This window comes from Methylophaga sp. UBA2012 (assembly GCF_002335235.1).
GTDB lineage: Bacteria > Pseudomonadota > Gammaproteobacteria > Nitrosococcales > Methylophagaceae > Methylophaga > Methylophaga thalassica.
Genome location: NZ_DDCG01000005.1, coordinates 104013 through 115571 on the forward strand (window position 1 = coordinate 104013; position 11559 = coordinate 115571).

13 protein-coding genes and 1 tRNA gene are annotated in these 11559 nt (G+C 43.3%); 11 read left to right on the forward strand and 3 right to left on the reverse strand.

From position 1 onward, the window contains the following. The first annotated feature begins 14 nt into the window (after positions 1-14). From ffh to B2248_RS05300, 8 genes are all read left to right on the forward strand, one after another. The gene (ffh, locus tag B2248_RS05265) at positions 15-1382 is read left to right on the forward strand and encodes a signal recognition particle protein (protein WP_273182603.1); all 1368 of its coding nucleotides are present in this window, start codon (positions 15-17) and stop codon (positions 1380-1382) included. 83 nt (positions 1383-1465) lie between these two features. Beyond that, the gene (gene rpsP, locus B2248_RS05270; protein WP_040576276.1) at positions 1466-1714 is read left to right on the forward strand and encodes a 30S ribosomal protein S16; all 249 of its coding nucleotides are present in this window, start codon (positions 1466-1468) and stop codon (positions 1712-1714) included. A 21-nt stretch (positions 1715-1735) separates the two neighbouring features. Next, positions 1736-2254, forward strand: coding sequence for a ribosome maturation factor RimM (rimM, locus tag B2248_RS05275; RefSeq protein ID WP_273182600.1), 519 nt, complete (start codon positions 1736-1738; stop codon positions 2252-2254). 13 nt (positions 2255-2267) lie between these two features. Further along, the gene (gene trmD / locus B2248_RS05280; RefSeq protein WP_273182597.1) at positions 2268-3011 is read left to right on the forward strand and encodes a tRNA (guanosine(37)-N1)-methyltransferase TrmD; all 744 of its coding nucleotides are present in this window, start codon (positions 2268-2270) and stop codon (positions 3009-3011) included. Positions 3012-3024: 13 nt separating this feature from the next. Continuing rightward, positions 3025-3369 carry a 50S ribosomal protein L19 gene (rplS, locus tag B2248_RS05285; protein WP_007145957.1) on the forward strand — a complete coding sequence of 115 codons (345 nt, stop codon included), beginning with the start codon at positions 3025-3027 and terminating at the stop codon, positions 3367-3369. A gap of 108 nt (positions 3370-3477) precedes the next feature. Then, a complete protein-coding gene (gene xerD / locus B2248_RS05290) occupies positions 3478-4377 on the forward strand; it encodes a site-specific tyrosine recombinase XerD (protein WP_273182594.1) in 900 nt (299 codons plus the stop codon). A gap of 76 nt (positions 4378-4453) precedes the next feature. After that, positions 4454-4939 (forward strand): YajQ family cyclic di-GMP-binding protein, encoded by a 486-nt coding sequence (locus B2248_RS05295; protein WP_007145955.1) that lies wholly within the window; start codon positions 4454-4456, stop codon positions 4937-4939. 7 nt (positions 4940-4946) lie between these two features. Continuing rightward, positions 4947-5660, forward strand: a complete 714-nt coding sequence (locus B2248_RS05300) for a DsbC family protein (RefSeq protein WP_007145954.1) — start codon at positions 4947-4949, stop codon at positions 5658-5660. Here the strand turns inward: B2248_RS05300 and B2248_RS05305 are convergent. Both B2248_RS05305 and B2248_RS05310 read right to left on the reverse strand, forming a co-directional pair. Then, a complete protein-coding gene (locus tag B2248_RS05305) occupies positions 5646-6401 on the reverse strand; it encodes a UDP-2,3-diacylglucosamine diphosphatase (protein WP_273182591.1) in 756 nt (251 codons plus the stop codon). The genes B2248_RS05300 and B2248_RS05305 overlap by 15 nt on opposite strands. A gap of 44 nt (positions 6402-6445) precedes the next feature. Continuing rightward, positions 6446-6946, reverse strand: coding sequence for a peptidylprolyl isomerase (locus tag B2248_RS05310; protein ID WP_202796107.1), 501 nt, complete (start codon positions 6944-6946; stop codon positions 6446-6448). 353 nt (positions 6947-7299) lie between these two features. Here B2248_RS05310 and B2248_RS05315 point away from each other — a divergent pair, with 353 nt between their 5' ends. Beyond that, on the forward strand, positions 7300-8973 hold the full coding sequence (locus B2248_RS05315) for a glutamine--tRNA ligase/YqeY domain fusion protein (RefSeq protein WP_273182589.1): 1674 nt from the start codon (positions 7300-7302) through the stop codon (positions 8971-8973). Position 8974: 1 nt separating this feature from the next. Beyond that, on the forward strand, positions 8975-10366 hold the full coding sequence (cysS, locus tag B2248_RS05320) for a cysteine--tRNA ligase (protein ID WP_273182588.1): 1392 nt from the start codon (positions 8975-8977) through the stop codon (positions 10364-10366). 41 nt (positions 10367-10407) lie between these two features. Here cysS and folD read toward each other — a convergent pair whose 3' ends face one another. Then, the gene (gene folD / locus B2248_RS05325) at positions 10408-11265 is read right to left on the reverse strand and encodes a bifunctional methylenetetrahydrofolate dehydrogenase/methenyltetrahydrofolate cyclohydrolase FolD (RefSeq protein WP_007145949.1); all 858 of its coding nucleotides are present in this window, start codon (positions 11263-11265) and stop codon (positions 10408-10410) included. A 141-nt stretch (positions 11266-11406) separates the two neighbouring features. Between folD and B2248_RS05330 the strand changes: the two genes are divergently transcribed. Next, a tRNA-Pro gene (locus B2248_RS05330) sits at positions 11407-11483 on the forward strand. Positions 11484-11559 lie beyond the last annotated feature (76 nt).

Below are 11559 nucleotides of genomic sequence, written 5' to 3' on the forward strand. Positions count from 1 at the left end.
TAACAAGGTGATCTATGTTTGATAGCTTAAGCGATAGACTCGGCAGTACTCTCAAAAAAATCCGTGGCCAGGGCCGTATTACCGAAGATAACGTCAAAGAGACACTTCGAGAAGTGCGAATGGCGTTACTTGAAGCCGACGTCGCTTTACCAGTAGTGCGTGAATTTATCGATAATGTTAAAGAACGCGCGATGGGACAGGATGTTTTGCGCAGTCTAACCCCCGGTCAGGTGTTGGTCAAAATCGTCAATGACGAACTTGTTGCGGTGATGGGGGATGACTCAAACTCACTAAATCTGAGCACCCAACCTCCAGCGGTCATTTTAATGGCAGGTCTACAAGGGGCAGGTAAAACAACCAGTGTAGCGAAATTGGCAAGATGGCTAAAAGAGCGGGAACGTAAATCCGTTATGGTCGCGAGTGCCGATGTTTACCGACCTGCTGCGATTGATCAGTTAGAAACCTTAGCAAAAGAAGTTGATGCACGTTTTTTCCCCAGCCAGTCTTCGCAAAATCCTGTTGATATCGCGCGTAATGCGGTTGAACAGGCTAAACGTGATTATGTGGATGTGGTCATTATCGATACCGCCGGTCGTTTACATATAGACGATGACATGATGGATGAGATCAAGCAGATTCATGCTGCGATCAATCCGATAGAAACCTTATTCACTGTTGATAGTATGACGGGCCAGGATGCGGCGAATACGGCCAAAGCATTCAATGAAGCTTTACCGCTTACCGGTATCATTCTGACTAAAACCGATGGTGATGCGCGGGGCGGGGCCGCTTTATCAATAAGACATATTACTGGTAAACCCATTAAGTTTATGGGGGTAGGTGAAAAAACAGCTGCCCTTGAACCCTTCCATCCCGATCGTGTGGTCTCTCGGATTCTGGGGATGGGCGATGTGCTGTCACTGGTTGAAGAAGCACAACGTAAAATGGATGTTGGCTCAGCCGAGAAACTGGCTAATAAACTGAAAAAAGGCAAAGGCTTTGACCTGGAAGATTTTCAGGAACAATTACGTCAAATGGGCAAAATGGGTGGCATCGGTTCACTATTAGATAAAATGCCGGGGATGGGCAATATTCCCGCTGCTGCAAAACAGCAGGTGAATGATAAAGAATTGGCCAAACTGGAAGCCATCATTAATTCGATGACAAAAAAAGAGCGCCAAAAGCCTGAAATTATTAAAGGTTCGCGCAAAAAAAGAATTGCGGCTGGTAGCGGAACCCAAATCCAGGATGTGAATCGTCTGCTGAAACAATTTAGTCAAATGCAGAAAATGATGAAGAAGATGGGTTCAAAAGGCGGAATGGCTAAATTGATGAGAGGTTTGGGCGGCAAATTTCCTATGGGCGGAGGCCTGCCTTTCTAATAAGTGTCGAAAGGACTTTTCAAACTTCGGAGACTTGCGTAGAATACGACGGTTTTCCGATCCAGTTTTCAACGGGCTAAATTATGGTAACAATTAGATTGACTCGCAGTGGCGCTAAAAAACGCCCTTTTTACGGTATCGTAGTAACTGATTCACGTAGCAAACGTGATGGTCGTTATATCGAACGCGTTGGTTTCTTCAACCCGATTGCTCGTGGTCAAGAAGAAAAACTTCGTGTTGATTTAGACCGCGTTGCACATTGGATTAGCCAAGGCGCACAAACATCAGAACGCGTTGCTAAATTGATTGCAGAAGCACAAAAAGCCGCTTAATAATTAGGTTGTCAGGGTATTATGTCAACATCCGAGGAGTTTATCCCGGTAGGTAAAATATCCGGTGCCTTTGGTGTCAAAGGTTGGGTTAAGGTGTATTCTTTTACCGAACCTCGTACCAATATTTTGCAATATTCACCGTTATTTTTATCCAGACGTGGCGATTGGATTGAAATCAAAGTGTCTGGTGGTCGATTGCAAGGTAAAGGTGTGGTGATGGGGATTGAAAACGTCACTGACCGTGATCAGGTTCAGCCGCTGGTTGGAGCTGACTTAGCGATTAAAAAATCGCAACTGGAACCTGTTGATGAAGACGAGTTTTACTGGAATGACCTTGAAGGTCTGACAGTGGTTAATCTTCAGAATCAGGTTTTAGGTAAAGTCGACCATCTGCTTGAAACTGGTGCAAATGATGTGCTGGTTGTTAAAGCTGAAGGGAAAAAAGCGGAAATATTGATTCCATTTGTAGTGGATGAGATTGTTAAACTGGTCGATTTGGATGAAGAAATCATCCAGGTAGATTGGAGTGAAGATTATTGATGGAAATCGGATAATGCACCTTGGTGTCATATCCCTTTTTCCTGAAATGTTCGATGCGATTACTCAATATGGAGTAACAGGTCGGGCGGTGAAACATGGTCTACTCAATTTAGACTATTGGAATCCGCGTGATTTTGCCTATGATCGGCATCGAACGGTAGATGACAGGCCATATGGTGGTGGTCCTGGAATGGTAATGAAAGTTGCGCCTTTGAAAGAGGCCATCACAGCAGCAAAGCAAAAGCTGGGAGATGACGCAACCGTTATCTATTTGTCACCACAAGGCAAAAAATTGGACCAGAAAGGTCTGGAACAATTGGCGGGTAAACAGAAGTTGATTTTACTGGCCGGCCGTTATGAAGGCGTTGATGAACGTCTGATAGAAAAAGAGATTGATGAGGAATGGTCTATAGGTGACTACGTCCTCAGTGGTGGAGAACTGGCAGCCATGGTCATGATTGATGGTATGTCCAGATTGATACCCGGTGTGTTAGGTGATGAACAGTCTGCTGAGCAGGATTCTTTTGTGGATGGCTTATTAGACTACCCTCATTACACCAGACCAGAAGTTTTAGATGACCAGTCAGTACCCGAGGTATTGCTGGGAGGCGACCATGAAGCGATTCGTAAATGGCGTCTCAAACAGTCCTTGGGACGAACATGGTTGCGACGACCTGACTTATTAGACAAAGAGACTTTGACTAATGATCAGGCTGCGCTATTAAAAGAGTTTATTGCCGAGAGCGGGCAGGATTAGTTGGGAGTTAACAATGAGTAACATTATCGAACAGCTTAACGCTGAACAAGTGAGACAGGATATCCCTGAATTTTCAGCGGGTGATACTGTTGTTGTTAAAGTTAAAATCAAAGAAGGCGACCGTGAACGTGAACAGGCGTTTGAAGGTATCGTTATTGCTAAACGTAACCGTGGTCTGCACTCAGCATTCACTGTTCGTAAAATCTCTAGCGGTGTTGGTGTTGAGCGTGTTTTCCAAACACATAGCCCAGCCATTGCAAGCGTTGAAGTAAAACGTCGTGGTGATGTACGTCGTTCTAAACTTTACTATTTACGTGATCTGACTGGTAAAGCAGCACGTATTAAAGAAAAGCTATAATCCGAATTGTCATAACAGACGATCGGAAAGAAAGGGCAGTGTCTACACACTGCCCTTTTTTATTGCTTACTTGTTACTATTAAAGCATCGATATCTAACAATAGTTATATGAGTGAGACACAGCCTTCTTATTATCTCGAACCCTTTCTTGACAGTCTTTGGCTTGAGTCTGGTTTAAGTCAGCACACAGTCGATGCCTACCGGCGTGATTTATTAGCCTTTTCAGCTTGGTTAGCTCAGTTTGATATAGATTTAGTCTCAGCCACCCAGCTGGATATCCAACGTTATCAAAGCCAACGCTTACGTGAAGGAAGAAAAGTCCGTAGTGAAGCCAGGTTGTTGTCCTCATTACGACGTTTTTACCGTTATTTAGTGCGTGAAGACATACGTGACTCTGATCCGACCGTGCAACTTGACTCCCCCAGACTCGGTCGTTCCTTACCTGATAGTCTCACCGAAGCCGAAGTCGAGGCCTTACTGGCACAACCTGATATTACTGACCCATTAGGTTTACGTGATAGAACCATGTTGGAACTACTCTACGCAGCAGGATTAAGGGTATCTGAATTGGTGTCATTGCAGTTTGAGCAAGTGAATCTTCGCCAAGGTTTAATTCGTTGTATTGGTAAAGGAAATAAAGAACGTCTGATACCTATCGGTGAAATCGCCTTAGATTGGTTACAGCAATATTTATACGAAAGTCGACCGGCTATATTAAATGGGCAAATAACAGATGATTTATTTCCCACCCGTCGAGGTAAAGCAATGACCAGACAAGCCTTCTGGTACATAATCAAACGTTATGCTGGTCAAGCGGGCATTGAAAAGCATTTGTCGCCACATACTTTACGACATGCATTTGCGACACATTTATTGAATCATGGTGCTGATTTAAGGATAGTTCAGTTATTGTTGGGGCATTCTGATTTATCGACGACACAAATCTACACCCATGTAGCCAAAGAGCGGTTAAAACAATTACATGGTCAGCATCATCCCCGTGGTTAAGTGCTTATAGCACTGACGATATCAATCACAAATGCTAAACTGACTCGAATTTTTATAGCGTAATTTAGGTGAACAGATGCCTTCTTTTGATATCGTTTCTGAAGTGGATAAACATGAGCTTGCCAATGCAGTGGATCAGACAAATCGTGAATTGAAGAACAGGTTTGATTTTCGCGGAACTGACGCCAAAGTGGAACAGTCTGACAAAGTACTGACTATGCATGCTGAAAGTGATTTTCAGTTGGATCAACTGCTCGATATTTTGCGACTCAAGTTAGTTAAACGCGGTGTCGATGTGAGCTGTTTAGAGGTTAAAGATTCTGTTGGCAATGGAAAAATGCGTAAACAGGATGTATTAGTTAGAGAAGGTATTGATAAAGAGTTATCCCGGACTATCGTCAAACTCATCAAAGAAAGTAAAGTGAAAGTGCAAGCCGCTGTTCAGGGAGAAAGTGTCAGGGTAACAGGCAAAAAACGTGATGAGTTACAAACGATTATTGCGATGTTAAAAAGTCACGATAAAATCGATATGCCACTGCAGTTTAATAATTTTAGAGATTAAAAGTCCCATGTTGAAATACACCATATTAGTCCTGTCCTTGTTAGGTGTCAGTGTTGTTCATGCCGATAATGATGAGCTACGTAAAAAAATAGAAAAGTCATTACAGGATGTGAAAGTAAGCAGCCTCAAAGCGATAGACGATACTGGACTTTACGAAGCGGTTATCAATGGACAAATCTTGTATTTTTCTAAAGATGGGCGTTATGTGATTCAGGGTGATATGGTTTCATTGGATTCAAGAACGAATCTAACTGAGCAACGCCGAGTCAGTTTACGCAAAGAAGCGCTTGATAAGCTCGATGAAAAAGACATGATTATTTTTGGTCCTGAAAAGGCCAAATATACGATTACCGTGTTTACCGATATTGATTGTGGCTACTGCCGCAAGATGCACTCGGAAATGGAAAAATACAATGATTTGGGAATTCGTGTGCGTTATATGTCTTTCCCAAGAGGCGGGATAGGCTCTAAATCTTACGATGATGCTGTTAATGTCTGGTGTGCTGCAGATAGACAAAAAGCCATGACCAAGGCTAAGCAAGGACAGGAAATTGCCACCAAAACTTGTGTTAATCCAGTCAAAACAGAATTTGAACTTGGACAACAATTAGGTGTACAGGGCACACCATCTATCTTCCTTGAATCAGGTCAGATTCTGCCAGGCTATTTGCCACCTGAAAAGTTAATTCAGGTGCTAGATGAGAACTCAAAAAAATCGTAAAGATTGTTGCTGATAATTAAGTCGGTGATCATGCAAGGTAAGTTGCTGATCATCGACTAATAGATAGCTGACTTTATCTTCCCAATCACCTAATACAATTCGATAGGCATCGCTATTGTTGGTTAATGAGGCTTGATGAATGGCTGGACGATGGGTATGGCCATGAATCAGTAGTTTGACATTATTCTCAAGCATAACTTTCTCAACCTCAGCTTGATTCACATCCATGATCTGGCTCGATTTATATTGTTTCTTTTGCTGGCTTTGCTGTTTGATTTTATCAGATATTTTTTGACGAAAGCGGGCGGGTAGTTTTAAAAAACACCACTGCAAAAAACGATTATTAACCACTCTGCGATAACGTTGATAGCCGACATCATCGATACATAAACTATCACCATGTAATAACAGTGCTGGTTGGCCTGCCAGTTCTAATTGATAGCCATCCTGGATCAAAGTGGCATTGACTGAATCAGCAAATCTTTTTCCCAGCATGAAATCACGATTGCCGACCATGAGATAAAGTTTTACACCTGCTTGCGTTAAAGATCGCAGTGTTTCAATAAAGTCAGCAAATTCATCAGGAACTAAATCATCACCTAACCAGGTATTAAAAATATCACCCAATATATAAATGTCAGAAACGGTATCAGCTTGCTGTTTTAGAAAATGACAGGCAAGTGCGGTTAATTCAGGTCTGGCTGGGTTTAAGTGAAGATCAGAGATAAACAGTTTGGCCATAGGAGAGAAACCTGCTTGTAAAATAACAAGCAGGTTTTGTCTGATTAATTGATAACAGTTGCTTTAATGATGACGATATCTTCTGCAGGTACATCTTGATGTGGACCTCGCATGGTGGTATCGACTTCTCTTATGGCATCGACGACGTCCATGCCTTCAATCACTTCACCAAATACAGCATAGCCCCAACCGCTGGGCACTTTAGCCTGAAAATCGAGAAATCCATTATCAACGGTATTAATAAAAAACTGAGCTGTAGCTGAATGTGGGTCATTAGTTCTCGCCATAGCAACTGCGCCACGCTTATTGCTCAAACCATTATCAGCTTCATTTTCAATCGCTGCTTTTGTGGTTTTTTGCTGAAATTCTTGAGTAAAACCACCGCCTTGAATCATAAAATTTTTGATGACGCGATGAAAAATCGTACCGTCATAGAAACCATCGTTGACATAACCAAGGAAGTTGGCAACCGTGACAGGTGCTTTATCTTCATTGAGTTCGATAACGATATCACCAAGACTGGTTTCAAGTTTAACTTGTGGCATTTTGGATGTCCCATCTGCTTGTATTGAAAAAGAAAAAATGGCAAATAGCCAACACAGCGTTTGCACAAAACGTCTGATCATAAGGATATGTCCAGGATCAATTTTAAAGTCGACATGATAGAGCAATATGCATTCTTATGGGAACAAAGTGATAGGTATGGATACGACTTTTGTGAAGAGCCTGCACGATAAAACAGAAAAATATAAGGTTGGTGAGTACGCTTAATGTTTGCTAACAATGCAATAATCAACCAGTATTTAGAGCATTATTGAATCACTATTCAAAACAGCGCTGTTACCCAGCCCGGCGGAGAGCGTATAATGCGCGTTTTCATATAAATTTGTCATTCGATATGTCCGAATCTGCTGTTAATCATAATTTTATTCGTCCCATTATTCAGGAAGATCTTGATACTGGAAGGGTGACTGGAAAAATCGTCACGCGTTTTCCACCTGAGCCAAATGGCTACCTGCATATTGGGCATGCCAAGTCTATCTGTCTGAACTTTGGTCTGGCCGAGGAATTTGGCGGAGATTGTCATTTACGTTTTGATGATACCAACCCTGCAAAAGAAGAGCAGGAGTTCATCGAAGCTATCAAAGAAGATGTACAGTGGCTTGGCTTCCAATGGGCAGGCGATGTGCGTTATGCATCAAACTACTTTGAACAGTTTTATGACTGGGCTATTCATCTGATCAAACAAGGCAAAGCCTATGTCTGTGATCTGACTGCTGAGCAAGCAAGTGAGTATCGTGGCTGGGCAACCAAGCCAGGTAAAGAGTCACCCTTCCGCAACCGTAGTGTTGAAGAAAATCTGACTTTGTTTGAAAAAATGAAGCAGGGTGAGTTTGACGAAGGTTTTTGTGTGCTGCGAGCGAAGATTGATATGGCCTCGCCTAATATGAATATGCGTGATCCGATTTTGTATCGCATTCGCAAAAAAGCGCATCATCAAACCGGTGACAAGTGGTGTATCTACCCGAGCTATGATTTTGCACATGGGCAGGGCGATGCGATTGAAGGTGTGACGCACAGTATCTGTACACTGGAGTTTCAGGATCACCGTCCTTTATATGAATGGTTTATCGAAAATCTGCCTGTACCATCACAGCCAAAACAATATGAATTCGGACGCTTGAATCTGAATTATACGGTGACCAGTAAGCGTAATCTCAAACAATTAGTTGATGAGCAGATTGTGGCTGGTTGGAATGATCCCAGAATGCCGACAATTTCCGGTATGCGCAGACGAGGCTACACTGCATCGGCTCTACGTTCATTTTGCAATGGTCTTGCTGTGGCAAAAACCGATGGTGTGGTCGATATTGCACAGTTGGAATTTGAGATTCGTAATGATCTGAATGAAAACGCAGCACGAGCGATGTGCGTACTCAATCCTTTAAAACTGACCATCACTAATGCAAGTGATGGCGTTGAATGGCTCGAAGTCGCTAATCATCCACAACAAGAGTCTATGGGGCATCGCTCAGTACCTTTTACAAAAGCGATTTATATCGATGCGTCTGACTTTACTGAAGACACTAGTCTGAGCCGGAAAAAATTCAAACGTCTGGTGATAGGCGACTATGTGCGTTTACGTGGTGCCTATGTGATTAAAGCCGATGATGTCATCAAGAATGATAGCGGTGATGTGGTTGAAGTAATTGCCTCGTTAGTGCCTAATACTGTGGGTCAGAATCCACCTGCTGAAATGAAACCCCGCGGTGTGATTCACTGGGTTTCAGCAACAGAAGGTAAGGAAGTTGAGCTGCGTTTATATGACAGGTTGTTCCTGGCTGAAGCACCTGGAAAAGAAACAGGTAACTATCTGGACGATGTGAACCCTGACTCTCTGAAGGTGATTAAGGCTGTTGCGGAACCCGCTATTGTTAATTGCAAGCCAGAGACGGCTTTCCAGTTTGAACGAGAAGGCTATTTTGTCACTGATCGTTATGACCATACCGTTGATTCACCGGTATTTAACCTGACCATTGGTTTAAAAGAAGATACGTCAAAAAATAACTAATATGCTAAAAATCTATAATAGTCTCACCCGACAGAAAGAAGTGTTTAAACCCTTGCAGGAAGGCAAGGTCAATATGTATGTCTGTGGTATGACGGTGTATGACTTGTGTCATGTTGGTCATGCTCGTGTGATGGTGGTTTTTGATGTAGTCACACGCTATTTACGCGCATTAGGCTATGACGTTACCTACGTCAGAAATATTACCGATATCGACGATAAAATTATTAGACGCGCTGCAGAAAATGGTGAATCAATTCAGACATTAACTGAGCGTTATATTGATGAAATGCACAAGGATGCCGATGCCTTAGGTGTGCTTAGACCAGATATCGAGCCTAAAGCCACTGAGTCAATGACAGAAATATTGGCAATGATTGAGACCCTCATCAGTAAGGGGCTTGCTTATAGAGCTGATAATGGTGATGTGTATTACGACGTTAGCCAGTTCAACGGTTATGGCAAATTATCGGGTCGTAATATTGAAGATCTACGGGCCGGCGAACGTATAGCTGTCAATGAAGCAAAAACAGATCCATTGGATTTCGTTTTATGGAAAGCTGCCAAGGCCGGTGAACCTGCTTGGGAATCTCCATGGGGTGAGGGACGACCTGGTTGGCATATTGAATGTTCTGCCATGTCAGCACATTGCTTGGGTGAGCAGTTTGATATTCATGGTGGCGGGCAGGATTTACAGTTTCCACACCATGAAAATGAAATAGCCCAATCCGAGGGAGCCCATGGTTGCCAGTCAGTGAATTACTGGATGCATAATGGCTTTGTGCGTATTGATGATGAAAAAATGTCTAAGTCTTTGGGTAATTTTTTCACTGTGCGTGAAGTACTCGAGCAGTACCCTGCAGAAGCTATCCGTTATTTTATTCTGTCGAGCCATTACCGTAGCCCTCTGAATTATGCCGAAGATCAGCTTGAACAAGCCAAAGCGGCGTTAACACGTTTTTATACAACCCTGCGTGATGTGGATACAACACAGAAGGTAAACTGGCAGGATGATGAAGAGTTTGGTCAACGTTTTAAAGCCGCCATGGATGATGATTTTAATACCGCTTTAGCTTTGTCGGTGATGGCTGATGTCAGACAAGCGATAAATAAGGCGAGAGAGCAGGCACAATCTGAAGCAGTCGCTTATCTTGCAGGTCTATTGTCATCTTTTGGTGACGTGCTAGGCCTTTTCCAGCAAGATGCCGATAAATTCCTGACAGGAGATAGCTCATCCGATCAATTAGCGGTTGATATCGATGGCTTAGTTGCTGAGCGTAATCAGGCCAGAGCTGACAAAAACTGGGCTCGTGCCGATGAAATTCGTGATCAATTGACTGAAATGGGAATTGTGCTTGAGGACGCTGCCGGTAAAACCAGCTGGCGTCGACTATAACAACATGCGCGCCTGCTTTTTCATAGCAGGCGCTTATATTTTTAGTTTTTATGTAATGTTTCGGCGGCAAATAAGGTATTTTCCAGCAATGTCGCTACGGTCATTGGTCCAACACCGCCAGGTACTGGGGTTATCCAACTGGCTTTTTCTTTTGCTTTTTCAAATTCAACGTCGCCAGTCAGTTTGCCATTCTCTAAGCGGTTAATACCCACATCAATGACAATAGCCCCCTGTTTTATCCATTCACCTGGAATAAAGTTGGGTTTGCCTACGGCAACCACTAATAAGTCAGCGCGGCGAACTTGTTCTTCCAGATTATTCGTCCAGCGATGACAAACTGTGGTTGTGCAACCGGCCAGCAATAATTCCAACGCCATAGGACGACCAACAATATTTGAGGCACCTACCACAACTGCTTCGAGTCCTTTGAGATCAACACCGGTAGTGCGAAGTAAGGTAATCACGCCTTTTGGGGTGCAAGGTCTGAGTTGTGGATTGCGTTGAGCAAGACGGCCAATATTGTATGGATGGAAACCATCGACGTCTTTATGTGGCGCAATTCGCTCAATGACGGTTTCCGCAGAGATGTGCTGTGGCAGTGGAAGTTGAACGAGAATGCCATCAATCTCATCATCCTGATTTAAGGTATCAATCAAAGATAGTAACTCTTCCTCAGATGTTGTTTCCGGAAGATCATAGGCTTCAGACTTAAATCCGATTTCTTCACAGCTTTTCCGCTTACTGCCTACATAGACCTGAGATGCCGGGTTAGCGCCTATCAATACGACGGCAAGACCTGGACGACGTTTACCTTCAGCTAGTCGTTCTGTCGTCGCTAGTTTCAGTTGTTGTTTGAGGTCAGCTGCAACTGCTTTGCCATCGATAATCTTTGCGCTCATTCAATCATTCCCGCTTATGCAAAAGCGGCTATGATCGCATGATGTGAGCTGAACAGCAAAAAATATCAAAACAGTGATTGACTCTTAAATTCTAACCACGTATTATTTCGCCTTCTTCGGGGATGACTTCTCGAATTAAGTCGGGGCATAGCGCAGTCTGGTAGCGCATCTGGTTTGGGACCAGAGGGTCGGGAGTTCGAATCTCTCTGCCCCGACCACTTCTTAACCCATGTCCTCGCTTAGTAAAAATCATATGCGCCCGTAGCTCATCTGGATAGAGCATCGGCCTTCTAA

What these genes read in the sequence shown, in the direction of transcription:
- ffh (WP_273182603.1), top strand. Translation starts at nt 15, where the DNA reads ATGTTTGATAGCTTAAGCGATAGACTCGGCAGTACTCTCAAAAAAATC.
- rpsP (WP_040576276.1), top strand. Translation starts at nt 1,466, where the DNA reads ATGGTAACAATTAGATTGACTCGCAGTGGCGCTAAAAAACGCCCTTTT.
- rimM (WP_273182600.1), top strand. Translation starts at nt 1,736, where the DNA reads ATGTCAACATCCGAGGAGTTTATCCCGGTAGGTAAAATATCCGGTGCC.
- trmD (WP_273182597.1), top strand. Translation starts at nt 2,268, where the DNA reads ATGCACCTTGGTGTCATATCCCTTTTTCCTGAAATGTTCGATGCGATT.
- rplS (WP_007145957.1), top strand. Translation starts at nt 3,025, where the DNA reads ATGAGTAACATTATCGAACAGCTTAACGCTGAACAAGTGAGACAGGAT.
- xerD (WP_273182594.1), top strand. Translation starts at nt 3,478, where the DNA reads ATGAGTGAGACACAGCCTTCTTATTATCTCGAACCCTTTCTTGACAGT.
- B2248_RS05295 (WP_007145955.1), top strand. Translation starts at nt 4,454, where the DNA reads ATGCCTTCTTTTGATATCGTTTCTGAAGTGGATAAACATGAGCTTGCC.
- B2248_RS05300 (WP_007145954.1), top strand. Translation starts at nt 4,947, where the DNA reads ATGTTGAAATACACCATATTAGTCCTGTCCTTGTTAGGTGTCAGTGTT.
- B2248_RS05305 (WP_273182591.1), bottom strand. Translation starts at nt 6,401, where the DNA reads ATGGCCAAACTGTTTATCTCTGATCTTCACTTAAACCCAGCCAGACCT.
- B2248_RS05310 (WP_202796107.1), bottom strand. Translation starts at nt 6,946, where the DNA reads ATGCCACAAGTTAAACTTGAAACCAGTCTTGGTGATATCGTTATCGAA.
- B2248_RS05315 (WP_273182589.1), top strand. Translation starts at nt 7,300, where the DNA reads ATGTCCGAATCTGCTGTTAATCATAATTTTATTCGTCCCATTATTCAG.
- cysS (WP_273182588.1), top strand. Translation starts at nt 8,975, where the DNA reads ATGCTAAAAATCTATAATAGTCTCACCCGACAGAAAGAAGTGTTTAAA.
- folD (WP_007145949.1), bottom strand. Translation starts at nt 11,265, where the DNA reads ATGAGCGCAAAGATTATCGATGGCAAAGCAGTTGCAGCTGACCTCAAA.